The sequence below is a fragment of the Parabacteroides faecis genome (assembly GCF_014647375.1).
Classification (GTDB): domain Bacteria; phylum Bacteroidota; class Bacteroidia; order Bacteroidales; family Tannerellaceae; genus Parabacteroides; species Parabacteroides faecis.
Window position 1 is genome coordinate 584477 of the sequence record NZ_BMPB01000001.1, and the last position, 21124, is coordinate 605600.

Genomic DNA, 21124 nt, shown 5'->3' on the forward strand with positions numbered 1-21124 from the left:
CTGATTATTTTTCTGAGATTAAGTCTTTCATCGGAACGATCGGAGTATTCATTTCAAAATCGTACAAAGAGAGTATTTTAAGATTCAACAATTCGATCTTATAGTTGATAAGCGCCTGTGTATAAGAAATCTTCTTATTCGACAACTGTGTCTGGAACTGGCTCATTTCCATACCGGTCAGATCGCCCTCGCGGTAACGGGTCAGGTTTAGGTCGTACGTACGCTGTGCATTCATCACGTTTTGTTCAGCGATCTTGATCTGTGTCCGGAGATTCTCCAGGTTACGCCATACCTGGCGGATATTCAGTTCGATATCGACCTTATCTTCATGGAAATCGAGTTTATTGATATTCTGAGCTACTTTCTGCGCACGGATACGGGCTTTCTTTTCCCCCCAGTCAAAGATCGGTACTGTAAAGCTGATAGCTACCCGCGGATTCTGTGTCGGATTCTCATAGATCTTATCAAAACGTTTATTATCGCCGATCAGACCAAAAGAGACGGATATATCTCCCTTAAATTCATTCAATGCTTTTGTCTTGATCATATCAAAACCGAGTTCATCGCTCTCGATTTCCCGCTGGCGAAGTTCCAGACGTGATTCCAGACCGTGAGAAATTGCCTGTTGCAGGTTGACATCGATCGGCTTGACTTCTATCTCGGCAAATACCATCAGGTCTTCATCCAGGTTCATTCCTAACGATTGTTTCAACTTATCCTTCGTATTCTCAAGAGATACCTGTTGTTCTTCCACTGAAGAACGAGCCGTAGCCAGGTTCAGCTCTGCCTGAAATAACTCATCTTTGGCTGCCAGGTCGGCCTCCACCTTGTTCTTGATGATATCATAGCTTTGCTGGGCATTTACCAACTCTTCGCGGGTAATGGCCAGCTGGCTCTGAGCCATATACACATTATAGAACTGATTCGTGATATCTTTTTCCGTATTCAGACGTTGCAGGGCATAACTGATATGGGCATTCTCATAATCATATTCTATCTGTTTTAATTCCATTTTTCGCTTGTTATAAGTGAAGATAGGTTGGGATAATTGCAGATAGAGGTTATTATTGAACGCTTTATTACTATTCTTATCACCGTCGATATTGGAGTTGTTATCCTGCCAGCCGAACGTATTGATCAAAGAGATCTCTCCATCCGTCCATAAGATAGGCTGATCGACCCGGAAAGTTCCGCTTGATGTAAATGATTCATTGGTATACCATTGTGACAAACGATTGTCAAAACGGCGGTTCTTCTCATATCCCACCGGATTCAGGTTCAGGGAAAACTTGGATTTGAGGGAAGCCCGCTGTGCAACCAGCGTCTCCTGATACCGCTCCAGGTTCATATGCGAACGGCGCAGGTTCGGACTGTTCTCTTCCGCAATATCCAACGCTTTCTCGATAGTCAGCGACAACTGCCCGTGAGATGCCAGCGGCACTCCCAAGAGGACCAGAACCGTAAGAAGCATCTTTTTCATCCGTAATAACTCTCTTTGCATATAAGTAGACTTTTAATGATTAACGTTTTACCAGTTTGACGGCATCCGCCGTTACACTTCTTAATTTACATTCGTTTGTCAGGACGATAAATGCAGTATCGGCTACAAAATAATAGACACCCAACTGTTCCCATCCCTCATTCGCTTTCCGGAGGTCGATATAAGCGTCCTCCGTCTCTTCTCCCTGTTTTACCTTGAAACGGTACTCTCCCTGGGCACGGTCGTTATACCGCATTTCATTGTTCTTGCTGACATAATAATAAACATCATACTGTCCTTCGGCAGGTACCGGAATCTTCCAGGTAGCCGTCTGGCTGCCGTTACCGCTTTTTATCACGTAAGCGGAACGGATGTATTTTCCGTAATAATTAGCATTCGTCGTAGCTGTCCATTGCAAGGGTGGCCGCCAGTCGGAGACACCGGAGTACTTGAACGAGGTATCCTCTACTTTATCCAACCATTTAGGCAGCATACCCACTACATCCGGTTCAGACAGGACAAACAAAGTCGTATCTTCATTATCGACAATGATCTCCCCTTCAATATCCTGCGAAGAAGTTGAAACGATGAAATCACCCTCGGTATCTATATTCTGCCTTCTTTCCTGTTTGATATTCCCTACAGGTTGATTGATCACACTCGGCAGATTACCGGATATCAAAGTATTGACAGTGACATCACGCGGTGCCTCTTCCCATACGGACACCAACTCTTTTGTCTGATGGGCCGCTAAAGGAATCTTCCGGCTGGTGCGCGGATCGATGTTGTTCTGGTCGCGTCTGCCCACTCCCTGTATATCTATATGAACAATTCCGTCATGATCAGAATTATTGCTGACCTGCATCCTGAGGACAAAGACCTCCTGTCCCCGATTCGTGATCCGCGTTACTTCCGGCCGTCCCAGTGTATAATAAGGCAGAGGCGTAGGATACGACCATTCCGACAGTCCCGAACGGATATCCGTATGGCTGATATTCCCTAATGTATCCAACAGACTCTCAAACTGGATATTCCGGAATGTATTCTTTTCCAGCAATGCATACACAGAATCCCTGAACGCGTTCACCCCGATACTGATCTCCGGATCGGCAAACAGGCGGTAGACCTTCAAGCTGACGATATTTTCAAGTAAATTGCGGTACTCTACATTAGCCAGAAGTTCCTTAAATCCCTGTTTTTCCATCAACAGGCTTGCTTTTTCATTATTACTGATACCGTTTATATCACGTTCCCAGCCGTAGTTATCCGATTTCTTCTGCAGGTAAAGTTCGATAGCCGCATTAGCAACCGGCCAATCGGGAGAAAAGATGTTATATCGGTAATTATATAACTGGGGAAACAGGAAATAAGGATTTGCCTGTGAAGAAATATTGTAATTACCCCGTCCGGCAGAAGAGAAATTATAGTTCCCTTCCGGTCGCTGGAAAATCCAGAAGAAATTATTCAGCGCACGTATCTTCGCCTCTTCTTCAGTGATTTCACGCCCGCCCCTTTTCGACCATTTTATTTGGTTACGCCAGGCTCTATCTACATCGAGTTGTCCGAAGACACACCCTTTTTCCGGGAAAAGGACCATCTCGGGCTGGACAGCTTCCTGGGCTTGCGACCAGGCACGGGTATAGGTAGAAAATTGTACCGGCACTTCAATCACAGAAAAACGGTTGAACGGATAACTCAACCGATAGGTACGTTCCAGGTTCTCCCGCATATTACGGACGAAACTCGGTATCGTATCGAGGATAGAATCGAATGTAGCCGTATAGTAATCATTCCCTTCGATATGCCATATACTATATACTGTACTGTCCGACTCCAGACTTTGTTGTTTATATTTTCCCACGATCAGAGAAATAGCCTGTACCGGATATTCGGGTGTAAACGAATAAGATCCGTCTTCCTCCTTTACTCCTTCCCCCTGTGAAAGCGGAGTCAATCCCGGAAGTGGCTTCACCTGCAAACCGAATTTACTGAAATAGGTTTGCTGCCAGTCCGGACTCATATTGCTGTAAGATGTTCCCGGACGTGGATACCAATAGGTTTCCGGAGTGAACAACAGGTAATTGTCCGTTTGAAATACATATTGCTTATCTATATTGAACAGGAAATTCTTGTATTCTTTCTGTAAAACTTCTGCCGGAATATCCAGATAACAGAATTTACTATCGATCTTCCCTCCATATTTAACGGAGAAAGTGACCGTATCGCCCGGGATGATCTCCTGACCGAAATCAACCAATAGGATCTGATTATCCCTTTTAAAATCGAGGCTGTTCCCTCCCCTCTTTATCTCCTGTACCTGTAACCCCGGATTCAGACAGAAAGTAAATACCGCAGCCGGTTCCAGTGCCAACCCCTTCATCGTTACTTCCGAAACGAATGTTTCCGGTTGCTGCTCCAGCGAAATATCATACTGCTCGATGATCATTTTGGGAGTATGTACATATTTATTATTGACTTCCGTATACAACGTCCGCATCTCCCCTTGTCCCAGAATGGAATGAACATGTTTATACCCTGCCGCACCACTTATCAGCAACATACAGAACGAAAGGAATAACCACGGATAATTGCTGCGTGACGAATTAGGCAACCGCCGGAACAGAAAGATCGTAAAGAATATAAAAGCCAGTCCGGCAAAGAAATAGATAGCCCGGTGATTCAATACCGTTTCCCAATTCGTAAAACCGACGATACCCGACTTCACCAACGGCAGGCTATAGGCCATATAATCGAACAGATAATAGAACTTATCACTGATATAGAACAATGTCAGCCCGATATATCCCAGTAAGATAATAAAGGTAAGCGCCTGATTCTTCAACACCAGCATCAGGAAAATAGACAGACCGATAATGAAAACCAGTGTCGGGATGCTTATCAGGAAGAAATACAGAAGATACGCTCCCCAATCTACCGCCATTCCCGAAGTGATCAGATTGAAAATTAATGCCATTCCCATCACGATCAGGTTCAGTATCAGAAATACCCGCAGGTTTCCCCATATCTTCCCGATCACATATTCGGCATTACTCAACGGACGGACATAAAAGACCTCCGAGGTATCCAGTTTCTTATCCCTCTTCAAAAATTCCGAAGCAAGAAAGATACAGATCACCGCCTGGCCGGTATTAAGCAGTAACAGATTGACATAAGGCAAATTGGAAGGAAGTGCTTTCAGCATCCACATGCCTCCACCATCGTCTGCCACGAGCATGCCGAAGTCAAAGAATCCGAGTATCAGTATCGCCAGTACCATAAACACTTTAAAGAACCAACTCCGGATCAATATTTTGCTTTCGTATTTTGCTACCGATTGTATATTGTTGATAAACGACATAAAGGGTCTATTAAGGGGTTGTTAATCGTTGGTCCAGAGATTTAACTTATTCTCCATATAATACACATAAGCATGTTCCAGATTGGGAGGATACGACTCTGCCTCATATCCTTCGATCTCATCAGCCACTACCTGCACTTCCCATCCGGAACCGGAAGGAATGGTAGAAATAACAGGATATTTCTTATCCACTTCATGCAGTTCATCACTCGTCACTTTAATACGCCATACTTTCCCTTCCGCCTGTTTCATCATATCCTGGGGGGAACCGTAAAAAGAGACTTCTCCTTTATTCATCAGCGCCATGCAGTTACAGGTGCTGGATATATCTCCTACGATATGAGTAGAAAGGATGATCGTCACATCATTCTCACTCACCTCCGACAGCAGATTACGGAAACGGATACGTTCTTCAGGGTCAAGCCCCGTTGTCGGCTCATCCACAATGATCACTTTCGGATGATGGATCAGTGCCTGGGCAATTCCCAAACGACGTTTCATACCTCCCGACAGTTTGTTCGCATACCGTTCACGTACATCGAAGAGACCCACATTTTCAAGCATGGCATCCACCGCTTGCTTGCGTTGCCTGTTATTAGTCATCCCCGACAAACGGGCAGCATAATCCAGAAACTCATGTGTCTTATATTTGGCGAAGAAACGGAAATCCTGCGGAAGATAACCCAATATACTCCTGATCTCCTTACGTTGTTTCAGTAAATCGTATCCGCAGATATCGACCTGCCCGGAGGTCGGTTCCATTAAAGCGACCAGGATACGCATCAACGTAGATTTTCCGGCACCATTCGGCCCTAGCAAGCCAAACATACCTGTCGGTATCTCCAGATTCACATCTTTTAAGGCGTGGTTTCCATTCGGATACACCTTATTAAGGTTCTTTATCGATATACTCATTTGGTCAACTATTCAGGAGAAAATTAGAATTAAGTTATAATAGGCTGGTAAAGATATATTTTATTCACATGAATACAAACAAAAAACGTCCCTATCCAACATATTTTGGATAGGGACGCCTAAATTCTTGATTTTAATAGAAGATTTTAATAGTTCTGCTTCATTGGTTCGAAGAATGCCTGCGGGTGTTCGCATGCCGGACATTTCATCGGAGCTTTCTTTGCTTCGATCACAAAACCACAGTTACGACACTGCCAGAAGATAGCTTCATCTTTTTCGAATACCTTACCTTCAGTCAGATTTGCCAACAATTTACGATAACGTTTTTCGTGTTCGGCTTCCACCTTTGCGATCATTCTGAAGGCAACGGCAATCTGTTTAAATCCTTCTTCTTCTGCAATATCGGCAAAAGCAGGATATAAATCAGCCCATTCTTCGTTTTCACCATCGGCTGCAGCAGCCAGATTTTCCATTGTCGTACCAATTATACCGGCAGGATAAGAAGCAGTAATTTCCACCATACCGCCTTCCAGGAATTTGAAGAAACGCTTTGCATGTTCTTTTTCCTGTTCAGCTGTTTCCATGAATACACCTGCAATTTGTTCGTAACCTTCTTTTTTAGCTACGCTTGCAAAAAATGTGTAACGACTTCTTGCCTGAGATTCTCCGGCAAATGATTTAAGCAGATTTTGTTCGGTACGTGTACCTTTAATACTTTTTTCCATAATGCTAATTATATATGTAGTATAAAATGAGTTTGTCTAATCGCCCTATTCAAATAACTCCCAAAAGTATGAAAATGTTTAAAACTTTAATTCATTATTTTACTTAAAATATATCTATCGATTCATAAATAGCATTTATAACAGGAAAGATAGAGTATACCCGTTGGCGGAATTGAATGTTACTTTTCTCTTGAAAGAAAAGTAGTTCTATTATTTCTAATTTTGTAATGTCGACATTGCAAATTATCCTACCTTTTATGCTTTACGATAAATATTGTTGTATCTTTGCATCAAAATTTAACATATTAGGCAGAGAAATGGAGAGCAAATTTGATTTTCAGCCCAAACTATTTTCGGCGCTGAAGAACTATTCCAAAGAAAAATTCATGGCAGACCTGATGGCAGGGATCATTGTGGGTATTGTTGCCCTTCCGCTAGCCATTGCATTCGGTATCGCCTCAGGAGTGAGTCCGGAGAAAGGACTGATCACTGCCATCATAGGCGGTTTTATTGTTTCTTTCCTGGGAGGCAGCAATGTCCAGATCGGCGGTCCGACCGGAGCGTTTATTGTAATCGTATATGGTATCATACAGAATTTCGGTATCGAAGGACTTGCCATTGCGACCGTCATTGCAGGTATCATACTGGTGATTATGGGAGCGTTAAAGCTCGGGACAGTCATAAAATTCATCCCTTACCCGATCGTTGTAGGGTTTACCAGCGGTATTGCACTGACAATTTTTACCACACAGATGAAAGACTTGTTCGGACTGACAATGGAAAAAATTCCGGCCGATTTCATCTCCAAATGGATCGCCTATTTCGAACATATCCATACGATCAACATCTGGTCGTTCGTCATCGGGATCATCAGTATATTCATTATCGTCTTCTCCCCCCGGCTCTCCAAAAAGATCCCGGGTTCACTGATCGCTATCATCGTAATGACTGTAGTTGTTTATATTATGCGTAACCATTTAGGTATTACCGGTATAGAAACAATTGGCGATCATTTTACCATCAACGCTTCCCTCCCACAGCCGGAAGCTATTTCTTTCAATATGGAAACAATCAATTTGTTGCTTCCTTCGGCTTTCACGATCGCCATGCTGGGAGCCATAGAATCACTTCTTTCAGCGACCGTCGCCGATGGTGTTACAGGCGATAAACATAATTCAAACACAGAACTGATCGCACAGGGAGCAGCCAATATTGTTGTTCCTATCTTCGGCGGTATTCCCGTAACAGGAGCTATTGCGCGTACCATGACGAATATAAATAACGGTGGCCGTACTCCTGTTGCCGGTATCATCCATGCAATAGTATTGTTATTGATCCTGTTATTCCTCGGACCGCTTACCAAGCATATCCCAATGGCTTGCCTGGCAGGGGTGTTGATCATCGTATCCTATAATATGAGTGAATGGCGTACATTCCGTTCACTGATGAAGAATCCGAAAAGCGATGTTTCCGTCCTGTTGGTAACCTTCCTGCTGACCGTTATCTTCGACCTGACAATCGCTATCGAGATCGGTTTGCTGATAGCGATGTTCCTGTTTATGCGCCGTGTGGCAGAAACAACACATATCTCAGTCACCAGAGATGAAATAGATCTCTCCAGTGAAGGCGAAATCCGCCATAATGAAGAAGTATTGACATTGCCGAAAGGAGTGGAAGTGTATGAAATAGACGGACCGTTCTTCTTCGGTATAGCCAACAAATTCGATGGTGTAATGAAAACAGTAGGCGACAAACCGAAGGTACGTATCATCCGCATGCGTAAAGTCCCGTTCATGGATTCCACAGGACTTCATAACCTGGAAAGCCTGTTCCGGTTATCCCAGGCAGAACATATTCATATGATCTTATCCGGTGTAAATGAACACGTGCGGAAGGTACTGAAAAAATCAGGGTTCGAACAAAAAATAGGTGCTGAAAATATTTGCTCGAATATCAATGAAGCAGTAAAGAAAGCAAAAGAAGCGGTCCAATAACCGCTTCTTTTAAAACTGAATACCTACAGAAAGAAAGAAGGCATGTGTCATTTTCTTCTTCCAGAGCATATCGTTCAACGGTTTCCGTTCGATAACCATATTTCGTCTGCCACCGTATACATCATAATTGGAAATGGTATATCCGGCTGAAAATACCCAGCTTTCAACTTCTATCTGCATAAAGCTCTTTACATTCCAGTACAACCATTCCCCATTCGTATTCGTAACATTTTCCTTAAATATTCCCGTAACGAGATAGTCTTCTTCCCTATAGCCGATCTGAAGGTGCTCGTTGACAGGAACCGCCATATACATACCCGGCTCCACATTGAATGTCACACACAGATCACGGTCTCCCCACTTATTTATATTAGGAGTACGTAACCGGATAGCCGGACGGAAAAGTATCCGTTTCGCATTCGAATCATCCGAACTGATAAACCATTTCAAATCCGGGCCGCCGGGAGCTGGTCCGGAATAATATTCATCATAGAACTGACCTGTAAAATTAACTCCTCCCGTTACACCTACATATTTACAAATAAAATAGGTAAAAGACGGCTCCACCTCCCAGGCATAATTATTATTTAATCCTCCGGAGAGGGCAAACTCCCATCTTTTGAATTTGAATCCATCCTCACTTGCACCAGCCAAAACCGGAAATAGCATCATTATCCACAACAGCAATCGTTTTATGTTCTTTTCGCTTTACTACTGATTAGACAGAAAAAACGAAAAATCCCCCTACTCTGTTAAGTGCAAATCGTTATAATTTATAAGTCAACATCAGACGTCCTTCCGAAGTATGAGAAAAAACTTCTTCAAAATATTTGTAATCCGTATGGCGGGAATAATTCATAAACGATCCGGTCAGATACAAACCTTTCCACAACTTAACATCCAACCTCAAACCGACTGCATGCAGGATTGCTTTCGAACGGTCTCCCTGTGCATCCAGGATTTTCGGATTAAAATTATCCCAATCAATATCTTTCGGATACCCCTTCCAGGTAAACATATGGTAAACCTCATACGTGGTAGATGCTGAGAATTTATCCTTCTTATATATAAAATTGAAACCGACTTTCGTACTGTATCCGCTTGCCAGATTATAATTCCGTTCGTCTACCCGATAATAATCACTTAATGCCCCGCCTAAAAGTATTCCGTTCAAATGACCATACGCATCTATATCCCAGCGTTTGAACCGTTTATTCTTATATACCAAACCACCTCCGAACGATGCCGGTGTACAGAACTTATAAGGAGTTTTAGAAGATATATCGGAAATAGTATCCGAATCATAATAATCGAAATGCTGGTAAAGCCCCAAGCTCAGATAATGTTTTTTATTATCTATCAATTCTTTTCCCATCAGACGGCCGATAATATTCAATTGCCCCAATACCGGTTGTGAGGCTTGCACATTCAGGTTTGCTTTTACAGAGAAGTAATCGTAAGGTTTTCTGTTTTCTGCATCGAAATGATCGCCGTACTCGATATTGATCTCAGAAGCGAATCCGACCCCTTTATCGAAAATATCATCCTCCAGTTCCAGAGCCCGTATCCCCATCGAGATATCGACACTCACGTCCGGCACTCCGAACTGTTTACCCGACGTAGGTCTCTGTTTCCAGGCATCTCCGTTGATAATACGGGTAAGCCCACGCATCGGGGAAACTACGAACGAAGCAAATTCACACCCAAAACGAGCAGCCCCGGTTTTCCTGTCATCCAGTATCAGGTCGGATGCCCTATAGAACACCTCTCCCAACGCCATCCCTCCGATCGGTGTCGCTATTATATCATTGGTAGAAGGATATTCACATTCCATAAACATCTCCCACATAAAGCTCCCGGCAAACGCATACAGCCCCGATTGCCAGTAATTATATCCGTTCGAACGTCCTGCGTTATAATACAAACTGCCGTGATAAGGATGCAAGAACATATTCGTCCCCATCTTGTCATTATCCCATATAAAACCATGCCTGAAATTCTCTTTAATCGTCTGTCCGTTGATATAGGCAAAATCTCCTTTCTGGATATACCGGTCAAAGATCCAGACTCCCATATTGATGCTGAAAACAGTTGCTCCCGCCTGAAATCCTTTCTTTGGAGAATAATAAGAAAGATCAAGCGGATCAGGAGCTTCAGGTACTGTTAGCTGACGCCTTATTGCGAGTTGGGAATATACAGAACTAACTGATAATAAACATGTAAACAATCCTATCACGAACTTTTTCATGTTCCAAAGATAATGGAATAAACAGTTCTGATTTTCTTATTTTTAAAAGTTACCAAAGATGTCGGAATACAGACGAATGATAAAGTGTCCAAACTTTAAACAGCTCAGAATGATTCCATGAATTACTTCACATACTAAATCCAGGTACATTCTACCGGATGTTCATGTTTTCTTTTACAAATTATATAACCCTGTTGATTTTTACTTACATTTGTATCTTACAACCTAAAAATCTAAGTTATGGCACAATCAGGAAGGTTACTCTCACTAGATGTGATGAGAGGCATTACTATCGCAGGAATGATCATGGTGAACAATCCGGGAACCTGGGATTATGTGTATGCACCACTCCGCCACGCATCATGGAACGGTTTAACACCAACCGATCTGGTATTCCCGTTCTTTATGTTCATTATGGGAGTATCCATGTTCTTTTCCTTACGAAAATATAACTTCAAACTCTCCAAAGAAAGCGTTACAAAAGTACTGAAACGAACCGTGCTTATCTTTCTGGTCGGACTCGGACTGAATATATTCTCACATATCTGTTATAACGGATTTTCTCATTTTGAGAATCTTCGTATCCTGGGAGTAATGCAACGCCTCGCACTGGCTTATGGTGCCGGTTCGCTGATCGGACTCGCCATCAACCACAAATACATTTTACAAACAGCCGCCGGTATTCTGATCGTTTACTGGATGCTTCTTGCTTTTACAGGAAGCACGACATTATCGGAAGATAATATTATAGCCATAGCAGACCGTTTCCTGTTCGGTAATACACATATGTACCATGATTATCTGGCAGACGGAACACGTATCGCTTTCGATCCTGAAGGATTGTTAAGTTGTCTGGGAAGTATCGGACATGTTCTGCTGGGCTTTTATGCCGGTAAGATTATTCTGGACAGTAAAAAAAATAACGAACTGGTCATCCGCAATCTGTTTATATTCGGAACAATCATTCTTTTCCTGGGATTCCTGTTCAGTTACGGTTGTCCGATCAATAAAAAATTATGGAGCAGCACATTCGTTTTAACAACCTGCGGATTCGGTTCATTATTCCTTGCTCTTCTTATCTGGATCATCGATATCAATGGTAAAAAGAAATGGTCGTTATTTTTCGAGTCTTTCGGTATCAACCCGTTATATCTTTATGTGCAGGGAGCTATTTTCGCTGTCATACTCGATAAATGCGGAATAACATCTTATGTTTATTCAGATGTACTGGCACCCTTATTCGGTAATTTCGGAGGTTCACTGGTATGGGCAATTCTCTTTGTCATACTGAACTGGATACCGGGATATTGGTTATATAAGAAACATATCTATATAAAACTATAATGAATCGTATCAAGCTATTCCGGCATTGTTTCTGTATAAGTATCATTTCGTTCTTCCTGTTGTATGCAGGTGAAGGAAAATCACAGATAAGCGAAGGAGGAAAACCGCTTAGTTTCAACTATCAAAACATGTTGAAAAGTGAACAGCCGGTTGTTCGGATACCTGTCAACTTCAGTGTGGAAGATTTGATCGCTGTCGATGAATGGCGGGTAAGCCAGGGAGCCCCTCTGACTGTTTCCACTTTAATAGATACGGATTTGAATATGGATACTGACGGACAATGGCTCACCTTGCCCAATGGAAAAGAAATATGGCAACTACGTCTGCAGGCAAAAGGGGCAATTGCATTAATGCTCTATTATAATGCGTTTTATATTCCTGAAGGAGGAAAATTATTTATTTATAATGCCGACAAAACTCAATTACTGGGAGCTTATACTTCACAGACCAATCCGGGAGGAAAAGCTTTTGCAACGGAATTTGTGGCAGGGGATGATCTTACGATCGAATATGAACCGCCTGTTTCCGGTGAAAAAGCCGGAATAATTATCAATCAGGTAGGATATGGATACAATCATCTGACTATATCCGGGAATTTACGAAGCACAGGTCCGGGAACTTCCAGTTCCTGTATGGTAAATATCAACTGTGAGGAAGGGGAGGAATGGCAGAATGAAAAGAACGGAGTTTGTCAAATGGTTGAAAAGGTAGGTGGCGCCGGGCTCCTTTGTTCCGGTTCTCTGATAAATAATACAGCCAAAGATATGAAACCTTATATTTTGTCTGCTTATCACTGCATGAAAAATTATGATAACGATAAAATAGCTTCGGTAGAAGATTTCAACCAATGGATGTTTTATTTTCATTTTGAACAGACCGGATGTGAAACTTCTTCTCCCGCTACCGACTACAAAACAATGGTAGGCTGTAGCCACATCGCAAGTATCCCGATAGAAGGTGGTTCCGACGGGTTATTATTATTGCTGAATAACAAGATACCTGAGAGTTATAATGTTTATTTCAACGGGTGGAACAGGAGTGATATTGCTCCCTCATCAGGAGTTAATATCCATCATCCTTCAGGCGATTATATGAAAATATCCACTTTCGGCGATCGACCGGTAAGGACAGCGACCTGGATAGATAATACATTTACAACCGGAATCCCCGACGGACATTGGAACGTAATTTTCGATAAAACCCTCAATGGCCATAGCGTCACGGAAGGCGGCTCTTCCGGTTCACCTCTTTTCAATGAGAATAAACAAATTGTCGGAACATTAAGCGGAGGAAATTCAAGCTGTCGCCTGACAAACGGCAATAATCTATACGGTAAATTTTCTTACCATTGGGACCAATACAGCAAGAGGAATACCGGTCGTATGGATATCTGGCTGGATCCGTTGAATACCGGTGTTACCGAACTTCCAGGTCTGGCGCAGACCGGAGAAGAAGGAAATTTGATCAATTACAAATCACCAATAGATGTTACTGCTGAAGTTTCACCTTCCAACCATGTTCTTGTACAATGGAACGCCCCTCTATATACGAAAACAATAGGGTGGGGAACACAAAATGCATACACACACGTGGGATATCAAAGTACTCCTTTCTATTTCGGTCAGCGTTGGGAACCGAAAGACCTGATAAATATCCACAACAAGAAACTGACGAATGTAAAATTCATTCCTGCTGTTAATGTTTACTATGCCATATATATCAAACAGGGAGAACGGATCTATCAGCAGGAAGTCGGCTCTACGACAGCTAACAGATCGAATACGATACAATTAAAAACTCCATATGTGATCGATGCCAGTCAGGAACTGATTATTTCCATATATGCGAGAAAATACAGTAGAAGTAACGGACCAGCTTATATAGACAAAGGACCGGCTATTCATGGAAAAGGAAATCTGTTATCGTTCGACGGAAACCAGTGGGAATATTTGAAAGATGAAGAAAATGATAATAATTTTATCATATCCGCCACTGTCACTTCGGAATATGGCGAATTAGCGGATCTCCGATCTGCCTCAACAGAATCCATCGCAGCTTTCCCTGTTATCACAGGATATACTATCTATAAAAACCAGGAAAAACTCGTAACTGTTCCGGCTTCTACACTCCAATTTACAGACAAGAATGTCACTGCAGGTATACATACCTACAGTGTTTCAGCTCTTTATGACTTAAAAGAGAGTAAAGCGACTAAAGCGGCATCAGAAGTAACCGTAAGTTCTGAAAACATATCGGCTACGGATGATATCAACATTTATCCAACTGTATTCAAAGATCGGATCCAGATAAAGAATTACAGGCAAATCAAAAACATAGAGATTTATTCTACTGACGGAAAAATGATTCGGAAAGTAAACGACCCGGCAGAATGGATAGATGTCCAAACCATGCCGCAGGGAGTTTATTTCTTCAAACTGATCACGGATAAAGCTGTCCGAACAATCCGGGGTATTAAACAATAGAATCAATATGAAACCGTCACATCAAAACCAGCTTTCCGTGCCCGGTCTGCTATTGCATCCAATGCTTCTCCGGAAACTTTTTTGAGACCTTTCAAAGGAGTTTCACGGTCGATGGTATAGATCATAACTTGTTTCGGTTTTATTTTCTTCAATGCTTCAAGCCAGCCGTTTATTTCTACTTCAGTCGTGTTATCGACCGGTTCACCGTTCAGTTCGCCCCGGAGGAACATGGTCTGGATAATCAAATTCCCTTTGAAACGGCATAATTGTTCCAGCAACCGATCGAATGTAAAGGAGGGAGAATTCGGAACATTCAATTGCCGTATCCGGCTATCGAGTACAGAATCGAGTTTAAGTATATTATCTTCGATCTTATTTAATGCCCGGAACACACCTTCTTTATGAAGCATCGTCGAATTAGATAAAACGGCAATCTTGGCGTTCGGAAAGAAACGGTCACGGATGGCGATCGTATCTTCAATGATACCTTCGAATTCCGGATGCATGGTCGGTTCACCGTTACCGGCAAAAGTGATCACATCAGGAGCAATACCTTCCGTCTGCATCACTGATAACTTTTCTTCCAAAGCAGCTTTTACCTCTTCACGAACCGGTAATTTAGTATGCGTACGACGTTCCCCATTCAAACCGCATTCACAGTAAATACAGTCGAAAGAACAAAGCTTGCCGTCCACAGGAAGCAGGTTCATACCCAAAGAAACACCCAGACGCCGACTATGTATCGGACCGAATACTATTTTATCAAAAAGAATTGTTGACATAACTATATATGTTTTTTATCTATAGGTTCTCCATATAACAAAGAACGCAGTCATATTTCTTGAATTATGGACACAAAGCTACAAAAGAGCTTAACACATTGTCTTATCCATACACAATTTATTTTTGATTATACAGGTTATAAAACTATATTTTATTATTTTTGCAATTGGATGGGTGGCCGTTATATAGCAATACTCTATCTATTACAGAAAGCATCTGGCTTTATTCTTTTCAATTTATATTTCATAGTTTATAGTATTTTTACTCACTAGTATTTTACATTTGTTTATTCATAAACAAGTCATGTATATATTAGTGCAATGACTATGTATTATAAATTATGAAAGAATTATTGAGACAGCAATGAACCCGGTCAGTTCCTATGCTTTCATTCTTATTAACTGTCACTTCGGGGAATTGGGGACAGCAATATTATATTATTGTGTTATTCAATTCTATAGAGTTTATCATTTTCCTGCCGGTCGTATTCACACTATATTGGCTGGCAAATAAAAATATAAAGTGGCAAAACTTTTTTGTCATAATTGTAAGCTATATATTCTATGGTTGGTGGGACATACGTTTTCTTTCCCTGATCATATTGACCAGCTCTTTTTGTTTTATCAGCGGGCTTCTTATCGAACAAGCCGCAGGAAACCGTAAAAAACAAAAGATAATCAATGCGATCAACATTTTACTTAACATAGGTATTTTAGGTACTTTCAAGTATTTCAACTTCTTCAGTGCTAATTTGAAAACAGTATTACATACGTTAGGTTTCGAACCAGACTGGATCACATTGGATATACTTCTTCCTGTCGGCATAAGTTTTTACACGCTGCAGGCATTAAGTTACAGCATCGACGTATATCAAAAGAAAATATCAGCCTGTCATGATCCGGTTGCCTTTTTTGCTTTTGTCAGTTTCTTTCCACAACTGGTGGCAGGTCCTATAGAAAGAGCGACCAACTTATTACCTCAGTTTTATAAACGGCGGACATTCGATTATCATAAGGCAATAGACGGTTGCCAGCAGATGTTATGGGGTTTTTTCAAGAAGATGATAATAGCCGACAATTGTGCGGTAGCAGTCAATGAGATATGGAGCAGTTATCAGTATCAGAGCAGTTTTACTCTTTTACTGGGAGCCATTTTATTTACTTTCCAGATATACGGAGATTTTTCAGGTTATTCGGATATTGCTATCGGGTGTTCCCGATTATTTGGGATCGACTTGATGAAGAATTTCAATTATCCTTATTTTTCAAGAGATATATCTGAATTTTGGAGACGCTGGCATATTTCATTAAGTACCTGGTTTCGTGATTATGTCTATGTTCCTTTGGGAGGGAGCCGCTGTAAAAAAGCAAAAGTGATTCGAAATACGTTTATTATATTCATTATCAGCGGACTTTGGCATGGAGCAAACTGGACGTTCATTGTATGGGGAATTTATCATGCCTGCCTCTTTATTCCTCTTCTGTTACTCAAACGAAACAGAAGATATACTCAAACGATTGTAGCAGAAGGTAAGTTTTTACCCTCTTTGAAAGAAGCAGTACAAGTACTCACCACATGTTTCTTTGTTCTTATCGGATGGATCATTTTCCGGGCAGATAATATAGGTGAAGCAGCCGACTATCTGTCCCGTCTTTTTTCTTCTTCCTTACTAGACATATCTTTTCCTCATGGCAAGAGAGCTTTGATATACTGTTTATTCTTACTTGCCATAGAATGGATACAACGGGAGAAAGAGCATGGTTTACAAATAAACAAGGAGATTAAATCGCCCGTGGTCCGGTGGAGTATCTATTATATACTGATATTTATAATCGTCTTTTTACAAGGTACACCTGCTGATTTTATTTACTTTCAATTCTGAACGTTATGAAGAAGTTTATAAAACAATTGATTGTTTTCTTTATTCCTCTCCTGATCATATTCGCCTTATTGGAATATGCAATCAGACAGATCCCTAATACTTACAAATATAAAAACGAATGGATGTTACAACATGCGGATAGCTTAAATACGCTCATATTGGGTAATTCACATTGTATGTCAGGGATCGATCCTTTTTTTCTCACTCATAAGGCTTTTAATTTTGCAAATTCTTCACAAGATCTGGAACGCGATTATTTCATACTGACCAAGTACGAAGAAATATATACGGAGTTAAAGTATGTCATCCTTTCTTTCTCGTATTGTACACTTCAGGATAGGATGGATTATACAGACAAATCCCGTTTAAAATATTACGGTATTTATATGGGATATGATAAATATAAATATAGTGTAGAAATCACGAGTAGCATTACTTACGAAAAAATAAAAGAATACTTAAAAGGAAACACTTCACAATATTCTCCGTCGGGATTCATAGTCAATAATTCTTCAATTGAAAATTTAGGAATAAGCGGCATAAAAGCAGCTAAACGACATACATTAAATAACCGGGAAAGTGTAGCTGAAAACCTTATATTTTTGGATAAAATAATCCGGTTCTGTGAGAGTAAACAGATCAAATTAATCCTTGTCACTACGCCGACCTATCCCAGTTATTATGAACATCTGAATGAACAACAACTCGATTTACTGTTTTCTACAGCAAAAGAAAAAGTGGATAACTACCCAAATATCCTCTATCTCAATTTTCTGAAAGATGACAGATTCGATGATATCGATTTCAAAGATGGTGACCATTTATCAAAACAAGGAGCTGAAAAGTTTACCAAAATGTTGAAAGATAGCATCGACTATATCTTAAAAACAGAGTTATAAAATCATATTTTAAAACTTATACCGCAGAAGTGCATATAAATCTGTTTTGTTATGTCCTTCTATCTCCTCCTGATCTGTACCGATCACATTACGATCAGCATAATAAGTATGTCCCAGCTTAGCAGAAAGGGATAATTTATCCAGTATGTTCCATCGAAAAGATAAAGATAACCTGATCCCTTTTCCATAAAAAGAAGGCATATTGAAAGCATACAGAATATTCTTCTCATACGAATTAATACGACTGTAATAATCGTCCGTATGAAAATATGCCATATAAATATCCGACTGAAACGGAAGGTTAGACGGTTTCCAGCCTGCCCCTTGTGAAATCATCCATCCAAGACTGCGTTTCCCTTTCCATTCATCATAATAAACACAGTCGGCAGATGTTTTCAATATCCATACCGATCGTATACCATATAAAAACTGTAATCTGAAACGTTGTTGTGAATAGGGCAGGATATTTAATGTCGATTCATTTTCCAATGTCCGATTCTTTTCTTTTTTCCTATACTTATAACGTAAATACCATGCAAAATTTTTACCCGGATCAGCATCCAGTTGAACCATATATTCCTGCCCCGAAGAAGGAGCATCCACACCATATTTTAACCAGGGAAAACGGAACACGTCAGCATACATGAACAACTTGAAATGGGCAAATGGCGTCCATTGCATACCAGCATAAACTCCTTGTTCGTTCTGTATGGAAGAGTTCTGACCGAACGCGTTCCCGAAAAAGGCCTGGTATTTCCTGTCATAATAACGGTGCAATACCAGTAATGACAAATAAGAAACAGGCGTTAACTGAAAGGCATTCAGTGTGGCGACTGCCTTATTGGAAGATATGGCCGTCTCGCCGTAAAACTTTACTTTTTTAGTTTTCAACATATAATCAACGCTCATGTTGATATTATCGTTCCCCCTAAAATAAAACAGATTATAAGGCTTCGGATCAGGTTGTATCCGATATTTTCCGAAAGAGTAGGACAGGGCTGTTATCCCAACCGAAAAATTGGAATTTTCATAACGCACGTTTCCACCATATGTCTGCATAGGAATAATATGTTTCTTTTCCCAATCACGTTCCAAACGGTGTAAACCGTCTGTTTTAAATGAACTTACTTCATTGTTATCAACACCGGCATCTAATTTCCGGTAAGAATAGAACAGACTGATATAGAACTGTTTCAAGGCTACAGTAGACGCCATTCCGCGAAAGTAATCATTCTCGTTTGTTGAAAAGTGACGACGAAAACCATTCGTTCGTCTTTCAGCTTGTGCCACGATCGAACTACGCCCGGGTGTAAAATCATTACTGATAACCAGACCTTGTCCGAAAGATATCTTATAGTCACCTATAGCCAGACTTTTCAACCACTTATTCATATCCTTGAAAAAAAGATGTATCGAATAGAAATCATACCCTTTGTGATAAGAGTTCCAAAACGGTTCACCGGCGTCTTTTTCTGCTACTACTCCCAGTTGCAGTCTGTCATCAAACGCATACGAATAGCGTAGATGATGATAAAATGGTTCGCCCAGATATTTCCGGTTGGGATATTGCTGCAAAATACTATCCGGATATGAACAATATCCTTTTTTCTGTTGAAAACATTTATCATATCTGATTTGCAATTCATTAGAACCATACTTCAACAAGTTTTTAACAGAGAAAGGACGTTTATTAACCGATATATCTCCAATATAAACAAATGGAAGCAACAGGGAAATAGTATCGAAATCCATTCCTTCCATATTCTTTAATTCATAAAGAGTGACCAGTTTTCCATATTTTGTACGATATGTCAACAGACTGGTTATTTGTTGGTCGGACAGAAAAGGCAAACGTTTCAGTTCATTTTCAGTGACACTATTCAGCTCAAAAGGATGTTCCGTCAAGTAGGAGAGATCTGTATATAGGTTTTCAATCCGGGCCTCATCCTCCGTTTCAGAAGTCAGTTCTTCCATATATTCCATCCACTTATCAACAGAATATATATTCTGACTATTAAGGTTATAACTGTTTATCAACAGATATACCAACAGGGTTATCCACAATCTTTTCATAGTTATTATCAGGTTAGAAACAATACTTTAATCCAATACCGGTACTTACTCCTAACACCGGATGATAATGAGCGGCCACATCGACTACAAAGCCGGATAACCGATATCCGATTCCCAAAGTGGGTAGGAGTGGAGTCACTTTTATTCCGGTACGTATATAAAAATGATCGATTAATTGGTATTCTATGCCGATACGACCCGATAAAGTAGTTTGTTTATCCGTCTCCGCATTTCCAACTATCAACAGGTTTTTAATAATCTCCCATTGAAAACCTATTTGTAACGAATAAGAGATAATAGATTCTATATCAATATCCTTTTTTCGAATCTCAACAGAAGGTAAATTCTGTATTAACATACCAATCAACAGCTTTTCAACCGGAATAAACAGGATACCAACATCTGCGGACAAGTATTGTGGGTTTTCTTTCAATAATTTGGCCTGCAGAAATGTGTACTGGATACTGATACCTACGATCCACTTTTCAGTAAGCAATTTCCCCAGAAATATCCGGAACATACTTTCTCTATATTGATCGTAACCGAAAGAAGAGATATTAACACCTGCAGAAAGTAAGTTGTTCGGATAACTGAATGCCATATTCACCATTCCCAATTCTTTCAATCCATAATAATTAAAGTAATTGATATCAACAGATCCGGAACTCTCCAGACCGACCACAGCAGGATTGAATAACAAAGAGTTAGTTACACCGTAAGTACCCATTCCCATACAGCGGATATCGGGTATACGGAGGTTATCAACAGCATACAAACAGGAAGAGATCTCCAACAGGAAGCATAATAAAACTAATCGTTTCATAGATAAGATATGTTTGGTTGTTAATTAAAATATTCTTCCAATACAAAAAGGCTATCCAATATTCATAGTTACCGGTTTTGTTATTATCAGAATCGAAGCAAATATAATGATTCTTAT

The 21124-nt window shown here is 40.7% G+C and carries 14 protein-coding genes; 5 read left to right on the forward strand and 9 right to left on the reverse strand.

Going from position 1 to position 21124, the window contains the following annotated elements:
* Positions 1 to 4: 4 nt before the first annotated feature.
* The 4 genes from IEY67_RS01835 to rbr form a co-directional block, all read right to left on the reverse strand.
* A complete protein-coding gene (locus tag IEY67_RS01835; RefSeq protein WP_122353691.1) occupies positions 5 to 1501 on the reverse strand; it encodes a TolC family protein in 1497 nt (498 codons plus the stop codon).
* A 19-nt stretch (positions 1502 to 1520) separates the two neighbouring features.
* Positions 1521 to 4838: a golvesin C-terminal-like domain-containing protein gene (locus IEY67_RS01840; protein ID WP_183670192.1), complete on the reverse strand. Its 3318-nt coding sequence runs from the start codon at positions 4836 to 4838 to the stop codon at positions 1521 to 1523.
* A gap of 21 nt (positions 4839 to 4859) precedes the next feature.
* Positions 4860 to 5753: an ABC transporter ATP-binding protein gene (locus tag IEY67_RS01845; protein ID WP_183670189.1), complete on the reverse strand. Its 894-nt coding sequence runs from the start codon at positions 5751 to 5753 to the stop codon at positions 4860 to 4862.
* Positions 5754 to 5899: 146 nt separating this feature from the next.
* The gene (gene rbr, locus IEY67_RS01850; RefSeq protein WP_122374698.1) at positions 5900 to 6478 is read right to left on the reverse strand and encodes a rubrerythrin; all 579 of its coding nucleotides are present in this window, start codon (positions 6476 to 6478) and stop codon (positions 5900 to 5902) included.
* Positions 6479 to 6795: 317 nt separating this feature from the next.
* On the opposite strand from rbr, the gene IEY67_RS01855 reads away from it, so the two are divergent.
* Complete coding sequence (locus IEY67_RS01855) at positions 6796 to 8472, forward strand: SulP family inorganic anion transporter (RefSeq protein ID WP_183670187.1); 1677 nt, start codon at positions 6796 to 6798, stop codon at positions 8470 to 8472.
* 9 nt (positions 8473 to 8481) lie between these two features.
* Here the strand turns inward: IEY67_RS01855 and IEY67_RS01860 are convergent, their stop codons facing one another.
* Positions 8482 to 9144, reverse strand: coding sequence for a hypothetical protein (locus IEY67_RS01860; RefSeq protein WP_221267778.1), 663 nt, complete (start codon positions 9142 to 9144; stop codon positions 8482 to 8484).
* 94 nt (positions 9145 to 9238) lie between these two features.
* Positions 9239 to 10720 carry a DUF3943 domain-containing protein gene (locus tag IEY67_RS01865; RefSeq protein WP_183670185.1) on the reverse strand — a complete coding sequence of 494 codons (1482 nt, stop codon included), beginning with the start codon at positions 10718 to 10720 and terminating at the stop codon, positions 9239 to 9241.
* A gap of 240 nt (positions 10721 to 10960) precedes the next feature.
* Here IEY67_RS01865 and IEY67_RS01870 point away from each other — a divergent pair, with 240 nt between their 5' ends.
* A complete protein-coding gene (locus tag IEY67_RS01870; RefSeq protein ID WP_183670183.1) occupies positions 10961 to 12064 on the forward strand; it encodes an acyltransferase family protein in 1104 nt (367 codons plus the stop codon).
* Complete coding sequence (locus IEY67_RS01875) at positions 12064 to 14547, forward strand: T9SS type A sorting domain-containing protein (protein WP_183670181.1); 2484 nt, start codon at positions 12064 to 12066, stop codon at positions 14545 to 14547. The genes IEY67_RS01870 and IEY67_RS01875 overlap by 1 nt, the downstream gene beginning before the upstream one ends.
* A 2-nt stretch (positions 14548 to 14549) precedes the next feature.
* On the opposite strand, the gene IEY67_RS01880 is transcribed toward IEY67_RS01875, so the two are convergent.
* Complete coding sequence (locus tag IEY67_RS01880) at positions 14550 to 15329, reverse strand: radical SAM protein (RefSeq protein WP_183670178.1); 780 nt, start codon at positions 15327 to 15329, stop codon at positions 14550 to 14552.
* 443 nt (positions 15330 to 15772) lie between these two features.
* Here IEY67_RS01880 and IEY67_RS01885 point away from each other — a divergent pair, with 443 nt between their 5' ends.
* Positions 15773 to 17212, forward strand: coding sequence for an MBOAT family O-acyltransferase (locus IEY67_RS01885; protein WP_183670588.1), 1440 nt, complete (start codon positions 15773 to 15775; stop codon positions 17210 to 17212).
* A gap of 5 nt (positions 17213 to 17217) precedes the next feature.
* The gene (locus IEY67_RS01890) at positions 17218 to 18111 is read left to right on the forward strand and encodes a DUF1574 family protein (RefSeq protein ID WP_183670176.1); all 894 of its coding nucleotides are present in this window, start codon (positions 17218 to 17220) and stop codon (positions 18109 to 18111) included.
* 9 nt (positions 18112 to 18120) lie between these two features.
* Here IEY67_RS01890 and IEY67_RS01895 read toward each other — a convergent pair whose 3' ends face one another.
* Positions 18121 to 20184: a helix-hairpin-helix domain-containing protein gene (locus IEY67_RS01895; RefSeq protein WP_183670174.1), complete on the reverse strand. Its 2064-nt coding sequence runs from the start codon at positions 20182 to 20184 to the stop codon at positions 18121 to 18123.
* Between the two features lie 13 nt (positions 20185 to 20197).
* On the reverse strand, positions 20198 to 21007 hold the full coding sequence (locus IEY67_RS01900; RefSeq protein ID WP_122374689.1) for a hypothetical protein: 810 nt from the start codon (positions 21005 to 21007) through the stop codon (positions 20198 to 20200).
* Between the last annotated feature and the right edge of the window lie 117 nt (positions 21008 to 21124).